Origin of the sequence: Sphingopyxis sp. H073 (assembly GCF_001468395.1) — a bacterium.
Classification (GTDB): Bacteria; Pseudomonadota; Alphaproteobacteria; order Sphingomonadales; family Sphingomonadaceae; genus Sphingopyxis.
Genome location: NZ_LNSG01000011.1, coordinates 1 through 16,053 on the forward strand (window position 1 = coordinate 1; position 16,053 = coordinate 16,053).

Annotated in this window: 12 protein-coding genes; 4 read left to right on the forward strand and 8 right to left on the reverse strand. The window is 65.0% G+C overall.

Annotated features, from left to right (window positions below):
* Nucleotides 1–270 precede the first annotated feature (270 nt).
* Nucleotides 271–786, reverse strand: coding sequence for a hypothetical protein (locus ATE64_RS21795; RefSeq protein ID WP_156416602.1), 516 nt, complete (start codon nucleotides 784–786; stop codon nucleotides 271–273).
* Nucleotides 787–982: 196 nt separating this feature from the next.
* Nucleotides 983–2,224, reverse strand: a complete 1,242-nt coding sequence (locus tag ATE64_RS17690; protein ID WP_197410167.1) for an FAD-dependent monooxygenase — start codon at nucleotides 2,222–2,224, stop codon at nucleotides 983–985.
* A 104-nt stretch (nucleotides 2,225–2,328) separates the two neighbouring features.
* Here ATE64_RS17690 and ATE64_RS17695 point away from each other — a divergent pair, with 104 nt between their 5' ends.
* A complete protein-coding gene (locus ATE64_RS17695; protein WP_197410168.1) occupies nucleotides 2,329–2,880 on the forward strand; it encodes a TetR family transcriptional regulator in 552 nt (183 codons plus the stop codon).
* Here ATE64_RS17695 and ATE64_RS17700 read toward each other — a convergent pair.
* On the reverse strand, nucleotides 2,877–3,470 hold the full coding sequence (locus ATE64_RS17700; RefSeq protein WP_058456377.1) for a TetR family transcriptional regulator C-terminal domain-containing protein: 594 nt from the start codon (nucleotides 3,468–3,470) through the stop codon (nucleotides 2,877–2,879). The genes ATE64_RS17695 and ATE64_RS17700 overlap by 4 nt on opposite strands.
* A 33-nt stretch (nucleotides 3,471–3,503) precedes the next feature.
* Here ATE64_RS17700 and ATE64_RS17705 point away from each other — a divergent pair, with 33 nt between their 5' ends.
* The 3 genes from ATE64_RS17705 to ATE64_RS17715 all read left to right on the forward strand — a co-directional run bounded on the left by ATE64_RS17705 (nucleotide 3,504) and on the right by ATE64_RS17715 (nucleotide 7,606).
* On the forward strand, nucleotides 3,504–4,685 hold the full coding sequence (locus tag ATE64_RS17705) for an aromatic ring-hydroxylating dioxygenase subunit alpha (RefSeq protein WP_058456289.1): 1,182 nt from the start codon (nucleotides 3,504–3,506) through the stop codon (nucleotides 4,683–4,685).
* 99 nt (nucleotides 4,686–4,784) lie between these two features.
* Entirely contained in the window at nucleotides 4,785–6,005 is a 1,221-nt protein-coding gene (locus ATE64_RS17710) for an FAD-dependent oxidoreductase (protein ID WP_058456290.1), read from the forward strand.
* A complete protein-coding gene (locus ATE64_RS17715; protein ID WP_058456291.1) occupies nucleotides 6,002–7,606 on the forward strand; it encodes an NAD(P)/FAD-dependent oxidoreductase in 1,605 nt (534 codons plus the stop codon). Before ATE64_RS17710 ends, ATE64_RS17715 begins: the two co-directional genes overlap by 4 nt.
* On the opposite strand, the gene ATE64_RS17720 is transcribed toward ATE64_RS17715, so the two are convergent.
* From ATE64_RS17720 to ATE64_RS17740, 5 genes are all read right to left on the reverse strand, one after another.
* Nucleotides 7,568–8,860, reverse strand: coding sequence for an amino acid permease (locus ATE64_RS17720; RefSeq protein ID WP_058800178.1), 1,293 nt, complete (start codon nucleotides 8,858–8,860; stop codon nucleotides 7,568–7,570). The genes ATE64_RS17715 and ATE64_RS17720 overlap by 39 nt on opposite strands.
* 56 nt (nucleotides 8,861–8,916) lie before the next feature.
* Entirely contained in the window at nucleotides 8,917–11,265 is a 2,349-nt protein-coding gene (locus ATE64_RS17725; RefSeq protein WP_197410169.1) for a TonB-dependent receptor, read from the reverse strand.
* A 197-nt stretch (nucleotides 11,266–11,462) separates the two neighbouring features.
* Complete coding sequence (locus ATE64_RS17730; RefSeq protein ID WP_058456294.1) at nucleotides 11,463–13,058, reverse strand: sulfotransferase; 1,596 nt, start codon at nucleotides 13,056–13,058, stop codon at nucleotides 11,463–11,465.
* Nucleotides 13,055–14,659: a thioredoxin domain-containing protein gene (locus ATE64_RS17735; protein ID WP_058456295.1), complete on the reverse strand. Its 1,605-nt coding sequence runs from the start codon at nucleotides 14,657–14,659 to the stop codon at nucleotides 13,055–13,057. The genes ATE64_RS17730 and ATE64_RS17735 overlap by 4 nt, the downstream gene beginning before the upstream one ends.
* Nucleotides 14,660–14,715: 56 nt before the next feature.
* A complete protein-coding gene (locus ATE64_RS17740; protein ID WP_058456378.1) occupies nucleotides 14,716–16,038 on the reverse strand; it encodes a M48 family metalloprotease in 1,323 nt (440 codons plus the stop codon).
* Nucleotides 16,039–16,053: the final 15 nt, after the last annotated feature.

Below are 16,053 nucleotides of genomic sequence, written 5' to 3' on the forward strand. Positions count from 1 at the left end.
CCTGCTCGTGCTCGTTATTCATCGGGCTGTGATGCCACCAACTCGTTACGTCCGCAATTAGGAAGCCTATTCCTCGGCTTAAACGGCAAAAAACGGTCGTTAGCAGTCATCCGCTCCAGATCGGCACGAATGGCGGCTAACGACCGGAAGCTGCCCTATCCATCATCGTCACCCCGGACTTGATCCGGGGTCCATGACTTCAGCGCTGCGGTGGATCCCGGATCAAGTCCGGGATGACGAATGACAGCATACGGCCGAAAGCGGACGTAGCTACTCCGTGCCTGCAATGGGTTTGAAATCGTAAACTTGGCAGCTGAGGCCCCGGCTCTTGAGAGGCAGAGGCGGGGTTGCCCGCTTTATCCACTTGTTCCGAAACCAGAAATCGAGCGTGCAACTATCCACGAAATCAATGACCGGAAGATTGCCTCGGAAGGCCAACACTCCATACTCTCCTGCCTCGGGGAAGACAGCACGATAGATCGGACAATTTGCTCTATGGATCGCGAAATAGTCGACGGCCCAAGCATCCAACTGCTCGTCGACCTTCAATGAACCTGCATAAACATGGATCACCCTAAATTGTGCTTTCCCGCCGTTTTTTGGCGCGTCGGTGATGACACCGTAGACAATGTTATATGAGTTTTTGAACCGCTCGGTCGCCGCTTCGCGCGCTTCCGCTCCAAGGTTACGATCGGGCGGAGGAGGCGGTAGCGGGGGGCAAGCTAGGGCCGAAGATGCACGAAACATCAGAATTGCCGTTAAGATCTTTATTCCGAGAATCCTCATCGTCCAATTCCCTGCTTGCGGGTCAATCCAATCTTGCCCTTTCCAATAGGCTCTTCTGATTTACCTGCGCCGCCTCCCTGGAATACCGAGCATTGCCGATCCGATTAGTCTCTGTGAACGAAGGAGTTTAACGACGGCTTTCCACCCCATCGCGGTCATCAACGCCGCAGAGCCCCGGTGACGCACTCCGCCACCTTCAGGCCGCAAGCCGCCACCCCGTCGCATCACCCTCCCCCGCCGAACCCGCGTCTCCGCCCGGGGCCACCGCCAGCTCGCGCCGCGCGATCCCCGATAGTTGCAGCGCCAGCTTCGCCTTGAACGGTGGCACCCAGTCGAGTGTCCGCAGCAACAGGTTGCGCACCCCGCGCCGGACCCGCCCGCGAACCAGCGCCAGCTTCGTCAGCCGTCCCGCCAGCCCCAGCACCGCCTCGGCCGCCGGACGGCGCCGCGCGCCATACGCATCGAGCAGGCTTTCGGGCGCGCCGCGCACGACGCGCGCCAGCAACGGTGCCAGCAGCATCGCATCGACGATCCCGGTGTTCATCCCCTGCCCGCCCGCGGGGCTGTGGACATGCGCGGCGTCGCCCATGACGAGCAGCCGACCGTCCCGATAGGTGTCGGCGACGCGGTGGTGGACGCGGAACGCCGAACTCCAGTGGACTTCGGCGACGACCGGGACGACCGCCGGCCCGCCGCGCGCGGGGCCGCGCGTGTCGAGCAAATGCTGGATCGCGGCACGATCGGGGCGCTCGCCTTCGTGGCGGTGCGTCGCGACGATACGATGGCGTCCGCCGGGCAGCGGTGCGACCACGACCATCCCCGCGGGTGAGAAGAACAGCGACACCTCCTGCTCGCGCGGGGGCACCGCGAAGCTCACATCGGCCAGCACGAAGCTCTCTTCGTAGCGTCCGCCCTCGAAGGCGATGGTCGACGCCTCGCGCACCCTGCTGTGCATCCCGTCGCCGCCGACGACGTAGCGGGCGCGGATCGTCCGCTCGCCACTGCCGGTCGTCACGCGCACCGTCACGCCGTCCGCATCCTGCGCGAGGTCCAGCGCCTCGACGCCGCGATGCACCCGGCCGCCGAGCGCGGCGAGCCGCTCGGTCAGGATGCGTTCGGTGACGTCCTGCGGCAGCATCAGCACGAAGGGATAGCGCGACGGCAGCCGGTCGAAATCGATCGACAGCAGCCGGTGGCGCCGGTCGCGCACCGCAAAGCGCGTCATCTTCAGGCCCGCGGCCAGCATCTGCGGCACGACGCCCAGCGGTTCGAGCATTTCCAGCGTGTGCGCATGGATCACCCCGGCGCGCGACAGATTGAGGCCCGCTTCCAGCCGGTCGATCAGCAGATGGTCGATCCCCGCCTGCTGCAGCGCGGTGGCGAGCGCGAGCCCGGTGGGGCCGGCGCCGACGATCAGCACGTCGGTCTTCGTCTTCATCGTCTCGACTCCTTTTGTCAACATTTGTTGACTTTTCTCACATGGTCTTGTTTTTGTCAACAGTCGTTGATAAATGTTGCGCCATGGTCGACAAGCCGTTGAAAATGAAGAAATCGGAACGCACGCGCGCGGCGATCGAAGCGGCCGCGCGGCGGCTGTTCGCCGAGCATGGCTATGAGCGGACGGGGATTCGCGACATTGCCGCGGCGGCGGCGATCGATCCCGCGATGGTGATCCGCTATTTCGGCAGCAAGGACCGCCTGTTTGCCGAGGTCGCCGATTTCGACCTGGGCCTGCCCGATGTCGCCAGCATCGATCCCGCGCATGTCGGGCGGACGCTCGTCGCGCATTTCCTCGCGCTGTGGGAGGGCGACAGCGCGAACGGCGGCCTGCCGGTCCTGCTCCGTTCGGCGGCGTCGAACGAATTCGCGGCGTCGCGAATCCAGCAATTGTTCGCGGCCCAGGTGCTGCCCGTGCTGCTGTCGCTCGGTCCGCCCGCAACCGCGTCGCAACGCGCCGGGCTCGTCGCCAGCCAGATCCTCGGCCTCGCGCTCACGCGCTACGTCCTCGCGCTGCCTCCCGTCGTCGCGCTCGACCGCGAAACGATCCTCGCCGAGGTCGGCGCGACGGTCCAGCGTTACGCAATCGGCGGCTAGGGCAGCAGCGCGGCCAGCGCGCGTTCGACCATCTGCGCCGCGGCGTCGGCGCCGAAGCTCGCGGCGTCGAGCGACAGTTCGAGCCACAGGCCGTCGACCATCGCGGTCAGCATGATCGCCAGACGGTCGGGATCGCGCGCGCCGCACGCGACGAGCAATTCGCCGAGGCGCGCGCGATAGCCGGCGTAGCTCGTCGCGTGGATCGCTGCCATCCGCGCGTCACTCCGCGCCAGCGCCCAGAAGGCGGTCCATGCGCCGAGCAGTTCGGGATCGGTCACCGGCGCGCGGAAGCTCGCGGTGAGGTAAGCCGACAACCGCGCGCGCGGATCGGCGCCGGCCCCTTCCACCGCGCCCGCGAAGATCGCGTCCATCCGGTCGCTCGTCGCCTGATAGGTCGCGGCGACCAGGTCGTCGATTCCCTCGAAATAGTGGCGCAGCAGCCCGGGCGACACCCCCGCCTGCGCGCAGATCGCGCGGACGCTCGTCCCCGCGAGGCCATGTGCGGCCAGCACCGCCGCGGTCGCCTCGATCAGGTCCGCCCGGCGGGCATCGGCGCTTTCGCGCGTAAAGGCTTGGCGAGCGGCGGTCATGTTGTTATACAATCGTACAACAAGGAACGAACCATGGCAACGCTGCGCGACACCTTCGACACCATCGACCCGCTCCCCACCGATTCGCTGGACGGCTGGTCGCTCCCCGCCTGGACCTACAGCGACCCCGACTTCTACGCCGCCGAAATGGACCGCATCTTCCGCCCGAGCTGGCAGGTCGTCTGCCACGACAGCGACATCCCGAACACCGGCGACTGGCATAGCATCGACTATTGCGGCGAGAGCGTGATTCTCGCGCGCGGCACCGACCGCGTCGTGCGCGCCTTCACCAACGTCTGCCGCCACCGCGGCTCCCGCCTCGTCGATGGCGCGACGGGCTGCGCGAAGAAGCTCGTCTGTCCCTATCATGCCTGGACCTACGAACTCGACGGGCGGCTCTCTGGCGTACCCGACAGCGCGAGCTATCCGACCCTTGACAAGGACAAGGCCGGACTCGTGCCCGTCGGGCTCGAACAATGGCGCGGCTTCTGGTTCGTTCGGCTGGAGGACGATGGCGGCCCGTCGGTTTCTGGCATGATGGCGCCCTATGAGGCGATGATCGACCCGTACCGTTTCGAGGAACTCGGCGCGCTGGGCCGGGTCACCATGCGCCCGCGCGCGGTGAACTGGAAAAATGTCGGCGACAATTATTCCGACGGTCTCCACATCCCGGTCGCGCATCCCGGCCTCACCCGCCTGTTCGGCAAGAGCTATGGCGTCGAGGCCGAGGATCGTGTCGACCGCATGTGGGGCGATCTGATCGACCGCCCGTCGGTCAACTGGTCCGAACGCATGTACCAGCGGCTGCTGCCGCCGGTGCCGCACCTACCCGAAACCCGTCAGCGTCACTGGCTCTATTTCAAGCTGTGGCCGAATGTCGCTTTCGACATCTATCCCGACCAGGTCGATTTCATGCAATGGCTGCCGACCGGACCGACGAGCTGCCTGATCCGCGAAATTTCCTATGTGCTCCCCGATGAGCGCCGCGAGATGAAGGCCGCGCGCTATCTCAACTGGCGGATCAATCGCCAGGTCAATGCCGAGGACACCGAACTGATCACGCGCGTCCAGATGGGCATGCAGTCGAAAAGCTTCTCGATGGGCCCGCTCAGCGACAAGGAAGTGTGCCTCAAGCATTTCTGCTCGCGGATGCGCGACCTGATCCCCGAAGCGCGGCACGAGCAGGCTCCGCCGCCGGGGTGGAGCCGGGCATGACGATAATTTTCCCGTTCGCATCGAGCGAAGTCGAGATGCCCATCGGGAGTGCGCTGCCTCACGGTGTCTCGACTTCGCTCGACACGAACGGAGACTGATATGGCTGACGTTCGCCGGGTCATCATCGTCGGCGGCGGACCCGCCGGCATGGTCGCGGGGCTGCTCTTTGCCCGCGCCGGCGTTCCCGTCACCATCCTCGAAAAACATGCCGATTTCCTCCGCGATTTCCGCGGCGACACCGTACACCCCTCGACGCTCGAGCTATTCAACGAGATCGGGCTGCTCGAAGAGTTGCTGAAGGAACCGCACGCTGCGATCGACACGATGACGCTCGATCTGCTCGGCGGTCAATATACGATCGCGACGATGAAGCATCTTCCCGTCGCGGCACGCTTCGTCGCGATGATGCCGCAATGGGATCTGCTCGATTTCATCGCCGGACAGGGCAAGCGCTACCCGACCTTCGACCTGCGCATGTCGACCGAGGCCACCGGGCTGACTAGTGATGCCGCGGGTCGGGTCAGCGGCGTGACGCTCGCGACCGGGGAGACGCTGCCCGCTCGCCTCGTCATTGCCGCCGACGGCCGCCGCTCGGTGCTGCGCGACGCCGCCGAGCTGCCGCGGGAGGATCTCGGCGCGCCAATGGACGTGCTGTGGTTCCGCGTCCCCGTTCCCGCGGGCATGGATATGTCCGAGGTCGCGCTCGGCACGATCGACAAGGGCGGCATGGTCGTCGCGATCCCGCGCGGCGACTATTGGCAATGCGCGCAGATTATCGAAAAGGGAGGCTTCGCGCCGATCGAGGCGCGCGGGATCGCCGCCTTTCGCGATCGTATCGTCGAGATTGCGCCGGGCCTCGCCGCCGGCATCGATGCGATCCAGAGCTTCGATGATGTAAAATTGCTCTCGGTTGCGCTCGACCGGCTGACGCGCTGGTCGCGTCCCGGCCTGCTCGCGATCGGCGATGCGGCGCATGCGATGTCGCCGGTCGGCGGCGTCGGGATCAACCTCGCGGTACAGGATGCCGTCGCGGCGGCGAACATGCTCGCCGCACCGCTCGCCGCAAACGCCGATCCCGATCCGCTGCTCGCGACGGTGCAGGCGCGCCGCTGGACGCCGACCACGCGGATGCAGGCGATCCAGCGTTTCGCGCACCAGCGCGTCATCGAACCGATGCTGCGCGGCGAAATCACCCGCGTGCCCTTCGCCGTCCGCCTGCTCGATGCCATCCCCCTGCTCCGCCGCATTCCGGGCCGTATCCTCGGCCTCGGCTTCGGCCGCCAGCATGTCCAATCCCCGCTTGCGAAAGAATTTTCATGACCAAAGCCTATGACGCCCTGATTATCGGTGCCGGCCACAACGGCCTCGTCTGCGCCTTCTATCTCGCGAAGGCGGGGCTCAAGGTCCGCATCGTCGAGGCGCGCGACGTCGTCGGCGGCGCCGCGGTGACCGAGGAATTTGCGCCGGGGTTCCGCAATTCGGTCGCGAGCTACACGGTCAGCCTGCTCCAGCCGAAGGTGATCGCGGACATGAAGCTCGCCGATCATGGCTATCGCGTCATCGAACGCCCGATCAGCAATTTCTTGCCGCAGGAGGATGGCGGCTATCTGAAGCTCGGCGGCGGGCTCGAACGCACGCAAAAGGAATTTGCGCGCTTCTCGGCGCATGATGCCGCGCGCCTGCCCGAATATTATGACATGCTCGAGGGCGTCGCCGACGTGCTGCGTGACCTCGCGCTCAAATCGCCGCCGAATGTCGGGGATGGGTTCAAGACATTGCTCGACGCCGCACGGCAGGGGCGCGGGCTCACCAAACTCAGCCTCTCGCAGCAGCGCGACGTGCTCGAACTGTTCACCAAGTCGGCGCGCACCTTCCTCGACAGCTGGTTCGAAAGCGAAGCGGTCAAGGCCGCCTTCGGCTTTGACGCGGTCGTCGGCAACTACGCCAGCCCCGATACGCCCGGCAGCGCCTATGTCCTCCTCCATCACGTCTTCGGCGAGGTGAACGGCAAGAAGGGCGCGTGGGGCCACAGCGTCGGCGGCATGGGCGCGATCACCCAGATGATGGCGAAGGTGTGCACCCAGCTCGGCGTCGAGATCAGCCTCGAAAGCCCGGTCGACAAGGTGCTGGTCGACGGCGGCAAGGCGGTCGGGGTCAAGCTGGTTGGCGGCGAGGAAATCGCCGCCACGCGCGTAATAGCCAATGTCGGGCCGAAATTGCTCTACGAACGGATGTTCGACGAAGGCGATATCGCCCCCGAGTTCCGCCGCCGCATCAAGGCGTTCAAGGCGGGCAGTGGCACCTTCCGGATGAATGTCGCACTCAGCGAGCTGCCGAAATTTACCTGCCTGCCCGAGCCCGGCGAGCATCACCAGTCGGGGATCATCATCGCCCCGACGCTCGACTATATGGACAAGGCCTTCCTCGACGCGAAAGAGCGTGGCTGGTCGAAGAAGCCGATCGTCGAAATGCTCATCCCCTCGACCGTCGACGACAGCTTGGCGCCTCCGGGCCAGCATGTCGCGAGCCTTTTCTGCCAGCAATTCGCGCCCGAGCTTCCGGGCGGCCGCGACTGGGACGCCGAGGAGGGCAAGGCCGCCGATACGATCATCGACACCGTCGAGGCGCATGCTCCCGGCTTCCGCGCGTCGATCGTCGGGCGCCAGATCCTCAGCCCCAAGGGGCTCGAACGCAAGTTCGGCCTCGTCGGCGGCGACATCATGCACGGCAATATGAGCCTCGACCAGCTCTGGGCCGCGCGCCCGGTGCTGGGCAACGGCGGCTATCGCGGACCGGTCAAAGGACTCTATATGTGCGGTGCGGGCACGCACCCGGGCGGCGGCGTGACCGGCGCACCGGGGCACAACGCCGCGCAGGTGATCCTACGCGATCGGGGCTTCTTCGCGCCACGCTGGCGCTGAGCGACGCATCAGGAAATAGATGGGAAGCCCCGCCGCGGTCATCGCCAGGCTCCACAAGCTCGCCTCCAGCCCGGCGCCGTAAAAAGCCCAGCAGCTATAGGCTGCACCGACGAGCGTGACCGCCGCGAAGCCCGGCGACACGCGCAGCTCGCCGCGATGTTCGAGCTTCAGTGCGGCGAGGCTGCCGACGACATAGAGGATGATCGCCGTCGAGGTCGTTACCAGCACCATGAAGGTGAAGAGCCCGGCCAGTCCGCGCGAATAATTGGCGTAAACGACGAAGCTCGCGAGCGCGCTCGACAGGATCTGTGCGGCGAGGGGCGAGCCGAACCGGTTGTCGTGGCCGAGCAGCGACGGGAGAAGACGGCGGTGCGCCAGTTCGCGGGGAATCTCGCCCTGTAGCAGGACGAAGCCGTTGAGCGCGCCGAGCGCGGCGATCGCAGCGAAGATCGCGACGACGTCACCCGCCGTCGGGCTTACAAAGGCGCCGAAGAAGGTCGCATAGGCCGCGTTGGACTGCTGGAGCGTGTCGACCGGCAGCAGCAAGGTCACCGCGGTGCAGGAGAGGAGGTAAAGCAGGCCGGTCGCCGCCGCCGCGATTAATGTCGCGCGCGGGATCGTGCGTTCGGGATCCCTTACGCGATCGCCGACAATTGCCGCGCTTTCGAAGCCGAGCAGCGCGAACAATGTCAGCGTCGCGGCGCCGCTGATCGCCGACAGGCTGACCGGCGCGGTGTGTGCCATCCCCTCGACGCGCGCCTCACCCGTACCGAGCAGCCATAGCGCGACGCCGATGGCTCCGATAACCGGCACCAGCTTTAGCAGGAGCGTGATTACCTGCGTATTCCCCGCACGCCGCACGCCGGTGAGGTTGATCAGCGTAAAGAACCACAAAAAGCCGATCGCAAGCAGCGCCGCGAGTGGCCCCTTCTCCCCCAGCCGCGGGGCAACGACGGACAGGTTGCTGATCGCCGCAACCGCCAGCGTCGCGTTGGCGGTCCAGCAGCTGATCCAGTAGCTCCACGCGACGATGAAACCGACCCCGGGACCGAAGGCCGCATTGGCATAGGTGAAGGCCGCACTGCCGCCCGGCAGGCGGCGCGACAGGCGCGCAAAGATCAGCGCGAGGCACAGCGTTCCGGTGATCGTCACGCCCCAGCCGATCACGGCGTTCCACCCGAGCGGGGCAAGGTCGCGCGGGAGCAGGAACACCCCCGACCCGATCATATTGCCCATGCCGAGCGCGATGCACATCAAAAGGCCGAGCTTTTGGCCCGGCCTTTCGATTGGGTTGGCGGTTTGCACGGCGATCAGAACTTGGCGCCAGCCTTCAATCCGAAAATTCTCGGCTTCGTAGGATAGAGCCTGGCGTAGGAACCGCAGATGCTTGGCGCGCAGGTGACGTTTTTGCTGAGAATTCCCCGTTCGTCGAAGATGTTCTGAACATAGGCGCCGATCGAATAGTTGCCCCATTCGTAGCCGAGAGAGAAGTCGGCGGTCACGAAGCCCTCCGTCGGTCCGATCGCCGTTGCGTCGGCGGGCACCAGGGATGAGATCGTCCCGCTTTGATAATTGACCCCGGCCTGGACATAAGCCTCGTTCTGGCCGAACCGGAAGACATAGCGGGCACTGCCGTTAACCTTCACCTTCGGCGTAACCGGCAAGCGCGAACCCGACGCCGCGATGATCGAACCACCATTCGCGGGATCGCACCCGTTGATGACATCGCAGAACGGCTTGGTGAGTTTCGCGTCGACATAGGTGCCGGATGCGGCAAGCGTCAGGTCCCCGAGCCGCCAGTTGATATCGGCTTCGATCCCGCGCGATCGTGCCGCCCCCGCGTTGACGGTGTAGAAAATCCCCAGAAGACCGGGAAGGCTATATTGAACATCCTTCCACTCTTCCCAGAAGAGCGCACCGTTGATTCGGAGTTTCCGGTCAAAAAATTGCGTTTTCCAACCGATTTCATAGTTGGTCAGCGTGTCGGCCTGGTAAGGCGGGATGCTTTGAAGCTGCCCCAGTGCGAAGGCGTCGCGGTTGTTGCCGCCGGGCCTGAAACCGGTCGAATAGGTCGCATAGAGCATACGGTCGTCGTCGACCTTCCACGTCAGGTTGACCTTGTGGGTCTCGCCGCTTTCGACATATTTCTTGTCGATGTTGGGGCATTCCTGCGCCGTCGTGCCGGTGCATCCAAAGACGGTGATCTGGCGGTCGACGGCGCCCGCACCGCCCGAAAACCCTTCGAGCGTATTGTGCGCGATGAAACCGCGGATACCGCCGAGCAGGGTGAGGTTGGGCAGAATGTCGAAAGCCGCCTCGCCGAACACCGCATAGTCGCGGTCGACGCGGTGAATTTCGGTGTAGAAGACATCGTTTGGACCGCCGCCGGGGACTGGCGGGCTGAACGGGGCAACGGCGTCGCTGAGCCCCTCCGTAATATATTCGGCGATGCGATCGTCGACCTGGCGCTGCATGAAGATGCCGGCCGTCATGCGGAAACGATCCGCGGCGGGCGAGCTTACGCGCAGTTCATGCGCCATTTTCTCATATTTGTCGAAGCCGCGAACCGTCTGGGTCGGATCAATGTCGTTGCCCTGGCTGTCGACCAGATAATTATAGTCGACATAACTGTCATAGGCGACGTTGAAGTAGGAATAGTCGGCGAAGCTGTCGAACTTGCGGTTGAAATAGGACCCCGAATAGGTCACGTCCCAGTCGCTGAGCTTGCCCTGGATCGTGAGCGACGCGAGATACCATTTGTCGAGCGTCCGGCTGGGCACGAAGTCGTGGTTTTCGAGATCGCCCGCGCGCGGATCGAACAGGAACTGGCCGTTCGTCTTTTGATGCTGATAGATCAAGGCCGGCGTCACCGTCCAGTCATCGTCGAGCTCGATTCCCAGAGCGGCGCGGCCGCCATAGGTTTCGACATCATTGTAATCATCCTCGGCCAAGTCGGCGTTGGAAATGGTCAGGGGCGCGTCGCCGCCGGTCGTCGTGTTGGGGCGCAAATAGGTTCGGGTGGCGAGGGTGTTGTCGATATAGCCGCCCTCGCGTTCGTAGAAGCCCATCACGCGCAGCGCCATGCGGTCATTGAGTGGCAGGTTTACATAGCCTTCGAGCGAGCCGCCGAAGTCGCCATCGCCATATTTGTTGACTTCGGCGTCGACCGAACCCGAGAAGCCGCTTGTATCGGGCTTGTTGGTGATGAGCCGCAGCGTACCGGACAGCGAACTGGCGCCATAAAGCGTACCTTGTGGGCCAGCGAGCGCTTCGACGCGCGCCATGTCATACGCGTGGATGTCGACCGAGCTGAAGATGGTCGTGACGGGAATTTCGTCGATGTAGAGACCGCTGCCGGGAAGTGGTCCCGAAGCGAGGCCGTCGCCGCCGGTTGCAATGCCGCGGAAATAAAGCTGCGACTGTCCGGGGCCGAAGGACTGATAGCTAACGCTGGGAAGCAGCTTCACATAGTCGTCGAAGCGCGAAACCTGATTTTGCTCAAGCGCGTCGGACGTCAGCGCCGTGATGCTGATCGGTACGTCCTGAATATTCTGTTCGCGCTTGTTCGCGGTGACGACAATTTCGTTGCCGTCGTCGGCATTGGCCTGCTGGGCCATGGCGACGCCCGATGTGCAAAGCATCGTCGTAGCCAGCAGCATGCCGCCGGCTTTTGTAATAGTCTTGTTGGACAATCGCATATCAGACCCCCTCGCATACGCCGATGCGTCATTAGCCGCGAGGTCTTGATCGAACGCAAGGATTGTTCGATCAGCAACTTATGGTGCGGCGCGAAATAATATGCATTGTTGCCGAATAGCAACAATTTTGCGGCGCACTTGTGACCGGAAGAAACGGCTCAGGCGGGATAATCGTCGACCACGTCGCCCAGCGCATCGCGAAGGGGCTGAAGGTAGGCTCGGTACCGTTTCCAGGCACCGACGCCTTCGCGGTTGATCGGCCGCCGCACCTGTTCGGAACTGGCCGTCTGGACGGCACGGCCATTTTCGTGGAACCGCAGGCATGCAGGGTCGTAATCGAGCCCGATGTGGGCAAGCAGCGACCGCACTTCCGCCTCCGGATCGTCGAGCAGCCGTTCGTGAAAAACGCGATGGATACGCCCCGGAAGCACCGCGTCGAAATGATCCATCAGCGCGACATAGTCGGCATAGTAACGGCCAAGATCAACGAGGTCGTAGGAGAAGCCCTGGCCGCGCGCGAAATGCTGCCGAAAGTTGGAGAAGCAGCAGTCGAGCGGGTTACGGCGCGCGTCGATGATTCGCGCGTTCGGCAGGATGAGATGAATGAAGCCGGCATGAAGCCAGTTGTTCGGCAGCTTGTCGATGAACAGCGGCTTGTCCGATTTGCGATGGACACGCGTGCGATCGAGATATTCCGAGCCGAGAGCGGCCAGCGTCGCCGCATCCATGCCGACGATCCCGCCATGCGCGGCCTTTGCGCGCGCTGCGATGACGGGGAGGTCGGGCAACTCCATGGTGCCTTCGATCGCCGGGTGGCTCGCCAGTATCTGTTCGATCAACGTCGATCCCGCGCGCGGCATGCCAAGCACGAAGATCGGATCAGACGCGGGCGTCCCGACGCCCGCGCGGGCCGACAGAAATTCGGGTGTGAACAGGCCGATCGCCCGATCGACCTGTGCGCGCGTATCATCGCGATCATAGTCGACCAGCGGTCGGCGGAGACGGTTGCCTTCGGCATAGTGGGCAAAAGCTGCGGCGACATCGTCCGCATCGTCATGGGCCTTGCCCAGCGCGAAATGGAGATGGAAGCGATCTTCGTCGGTCAGGGTGGAGCCAGCGAGGGCGTCGGTCATGGCCGCGATGTCCGCCGCGCTGAATCGCACCGTCTTCAGATTGGCCAAGCTCCACCACGCTTCACCAAGGCCGGGTTGCAGGTCGATCGCGCGGCGATAGGCCGATATGGACTCCGGCTGGCGACCGACGGTTTTGAGCATGTGTCCGTAAGACATCCAGATCTTCGGATGGTCGGCGCGCTTTTCGAGCACCGATGCATAGATTTCCAACGCCTCGTCATATTCGCCGATCCGGCCGAGTGCCGCGGCGCGCAGATTGGCATTTGCCATCCGGCCCGGGTCGGCGGCCGCGATTTCGTCGAGGATGGGGATCGCTTCCGCCGACCGCGCCTGTTTGTGCAGGACCATCGCGAGGTTCGACTTGGCGGTCAGGAAATCGGGTGCTAGCTCGACGGCCCGGCGAAGCAGCTTCTCCGCGTCCTGCATGCGGCCGATTCGCCCTGCCAGTTCAGCCAGCATGCGCATGGCGACGACGTCAAACGGATTCTGCCTGAGCCGGCCCTTGAGAAGCGGCTCGGCATCGTGGAGGCGGTTTTCGGCGAGCGCCTCGGCGGCCGAAAGCATCGCCGGGTTGCGCATCGCGGCGTCAATGGCTTGCTGCGCGGTGGTCGCGCCGATCATGCCTTCGATCGCGCCTTGGCGATCGCGCGGCGCAGCGCGTCATAACCGACCTGGCCCTGGAACAGCTGGTCGCCGACGATCCAGGTCGGGGTCGCGTTTAGCTGCAACTGCGTCGCGAGCGCGAGGTTCGAATCGATCTCGCGCTGGAACAAGGCCTCGTTCGCGGTCGCGTCGGCGCTGCCGTCGGTGACTACGCCGGCGCGCGAGGCGGCGGACGCGATCGCCGACGGGTCGAGCGACGACGCCTGGAACATTGCGTGGTGGAAGGCGTCATATTTGCCTTGCCGCGCGGCGGCGAGCGCCATGATCGCGGCGTCGCGGCTCTGCGGCGAGATGATCGGCAGTTCGCGAAACACGACCTTCAGCCGCTTGTCTTCGCGGATCAGCCGGTCAACGTCGGGAACGCTCGCGCGGCAGAAGCCGCAGGCATAGTCGGTGAAGACGACGAGGGTAACGTCGCCGTCGGCATTGCCAGCCCAGGCACCGGCATAGGGCTTCTCGAGCGCCGGACGCACCGCGTCGACGGCCTTCGCCATTTCCTTGTTCCGCTGCGCCTCGAAGGCTTCGGGCACGATCTCGGGGTGCGCGCGAATATAGTCGGCGACGATCGTCTCGACCTCGCTCTTGCTCATGCCTCCGCCGAAGCGGCCGCCGAGCCAGAAGGTCGCGCCAAGCAGCAACAGCGCGCCGAGCGCAACTGCCCAGAGCGGCGCAGGCAGAGTGGGCGCCGCGGAGGCGGGACGCGACGCTGCCGGACGATAGGGCGTGCGCTCGTCATCGGCCGGCCCCGAAACCGACGGCGGCGGCGCTGCCGAAGCAGCCTTGGTCCTCGCTGATTTCGCGGGACGCCGCGCAGCTGCCTCAATCGATTCGCCAGCGAACAGCGGCAGATCGGGAGCCGCTGCCGGCGCCTCGGCGATGCGAGCCCCGGCTTCTTCGCGGGCGAGCAGTTGCTCGAGCCCCGACGGCGGCGGTGCCAGTTCCTCGCGCGGTGCGGGCCGCAGCTTGGTCGCGGCGCCGCCGATCCCGTCGCGGATCGTTTCGCCGCCGGCCCGCGCGGCGTTGCCGATGCCGGCCTTCGCCTTGTCGGCAACCTCGCCGAGCCCGCGCCCGGCCTCTCGCGACAATCGCGAAACCTTGTCGCCGATCGCCATCTTGTCCCACGCCTCGCCGCTCGCGCGGGCGGCGGCACGGCTCGCTTTCGCCGATCCGCGCCCCACCGCGCGGGCGGCGCGGGCGGTCAGTTCACCGGTTTTCGCGGCAAGTTCGCGCGAACGGCGCGGGATTTCCATCGCTTCGACACGTGCAGGAATGTCGGCCCGCTCGCCGACGTCGATCGTCCAGTCGGCGAAGGCTTCGGCGCCGTCGCGGATGCGGTCCCACAGGTTCGCGGCCCCTGCCTTGATCGCTTCGGGTTTGACCAGCGGGTCGCGCGGCTTGTCGCCCGCCCTGTAGCGCGCGAGGTCGATGCCGACCGGCGGTTCGTCCTTCGGCTTTGCCAATCCGCCCTGGTCAAGCGTGTCGCGCATGGGTGCGCTCCCGGGCGTCGGGGCCGGGTCGCGCAGCCACGGCTGGTAATAATCGTCTTTCCTGTCAGTCACTTGTCGCCCTTGTGCATCGCCGACGGCGATGCGTCCCCATCGTATCTCGTTCGAATCTAGCGTCTTTTGCGCGCCTGTTCCACCTCGGCGCGCGACACCAGCGCAATATCCTGTGCACGGATCCAGTCGGGCGACCCTTCGGCCAACCCCTGCATCGCGGTTTCGGCATTACGCAGCGCCAGCGCCGACTGTCCACCCTCAAGGCTGTAACGCTCGGCCGAAGCGAGAGCCGCGCGCGGCTGATCGCCCTTGCTCGCGTAGACGATGCCGAGTTGGTACCAAGCGAAAGGATTCTGGTTGTCGAGCGCAACCGCGGTCTTGAGCACCTTTTCCGCTTCCGCGAAATTGCCGGGATCTTCGGTCGCGATAAGTGCGTGGCCGAGCGTTGCGGCGATCAGCGGTTGCGAGCGCGAGTTGGCCACCGCCTCGCGCAACGGCGGAATCGCGTCCTTCGGCCGCCCCGATTCAAGCAGGACCTGTCCTTCGAGCTCGAGGAAATAGGGGTCGTGCGGGTTGCTTTTCAGCAACCCTTTGACCTCGCCGAGCGCCTTATCCGGGTAAGCGGTCTTGTGCCAGGCATAGGCGCGGGCGTAGCGCGCCGGGATGCTCGTGTCGCTTTCAGGATATTTGCGCAAGGTACGGTCGGGGTCGGCGATATAGCCCGACAGTTTCGCCTTGATCCGCTGGAAACGCGCCTCGATCGCCGGGTCGGCGGGTTTGCTCCACGCCGGGTCGACGACATAGACTTCGCGTAGCGCCTGGATGCGATCGCCCGACATCGGGTGGGTACGACCATAGGCCTGATCGTCGTCCTGCTTGATGCCATAGCGGAACTCGAGATTCTGAAGCTTCTTGAAGAAGGCGAGGCTGCCGCGACCGCTGATCCCGGCCTTCGACAGATATTGCGCGCCCGCCGCGTCGGCGGTCGATTCCTGGACGCGGGTGAAGGCGAGATATTTGCCGAGCGCGGCCTGCTGGCCCGCCATCAAGATACCCATGCCGGCCTCGCCGCCGCCCGCCGCCATCGCCGCTGCGCCGAGCAGCAGGCTGAGAAGCGAAATGCCGGTCGCGGTTTTGGCCCCCTCGCTCGCGCGGATCGCGTGGCCGCCCATGATGTGCCCGAGTTCGTGCGCGAGCACGCCCTGCACTTCTTCGGCACTGTCGGCAGCCTCGATCAGTCCGCTGAAGACATAAATGTCCTGGCTGCCCGCGACGAAGGCGTTGATGCTGCGGTCGCCGAGCAGGTGAACACGCACCTGCCCCGGCTGAAGCCCCGCCGCGACGAGCAGCGGATCCATCATGTCCTGGAACAGCGCCTCGGTCTCGGCATCGCGCAGGATCGACTGCGCCATTGCGGGCCGCACGGCAACGGCGACCATCGCCACCAAGGTCAA

Bases quoted from the DNA above. Each gene is read 5' to 3' on its own strand.
- ATE64_RS21795 (WP_156416602.1), bottom strand. From the start codon at position 786: ATGAGGATTCTCGGAATAAAGATCTTAACGGCAATTCTGATGTTTCGT.
- ATE64_RS17730 (WP_058456294.1), bottom strand. From the start codon at position 13,058: ATGATCGGCGCGACCACCGCGCAGCAAGCCATTGACGCCGCGATGCGC.
- ATE64_RS17725 (WP_197410169.1), bottom strand. From the start codon at position 11,265: ATGCTGCTGGCTACGACGATGCTTTGCACATCGGGCGTCGCCATGGCC.
- ATE64_RS17740 (WP_058456378.1), bottom strand. From the start codon at position 16,038: ATGGTCGCCGTTGCCGTGCGGCCCGCAATGGCGCAGTCGATCCTGCGC.
- ATE64_RS17715 (WP_058456291.1), top strand. From the start codon at position 6,002: ATGACCAAAGCCTATGACGCCCTGATTATCGGTGCCGGCCACAACGGC.
- ATE64_RS17695 (WP_197410168.1), top strand. From the start codon at position 2,329: ATGAAGAAATCGGAACGCACGCGCGCGGCGATCGAAGCGGCCGCGCGG.
- ATE64_RS17690 (WP_197410167.1), bottom strand. From the start codon at position 2,224: ATGAAGACGAAGACCGACGTGCTGATCGTCGGCGCCGGCCCCACCGGG.
- ATE64_RS17710 (WP_058456290.1), top strand. From the start codon at position 4,785: ATGGCTGACGTTCGCCGGGTCATCATCGTCGGCGGCGGACCCGCCGGC.
- ATE64_RS17700 (WP_058456377.1), bottom strand. From the start codon at position 3,470: ATGACCGCCGCTCGCCAAGCCTTTACGCGCGAAAGCGCCGATGCCCGC.
- ATE64_RS17720 (WP_058800178.1), bottom strand. From the start codon at position 8,860: ATGTGCATCGCGCTCGGCATGGGCAATATGATCGGGTCGGGGGTGTTC.
- ATE64_RS17705 (WP_058456289.1), top strand. From the start codon at position 3,504: ATGGCAACGCTGCGCGACACCTTCGACACCATCGACCCGCTCCCCACC.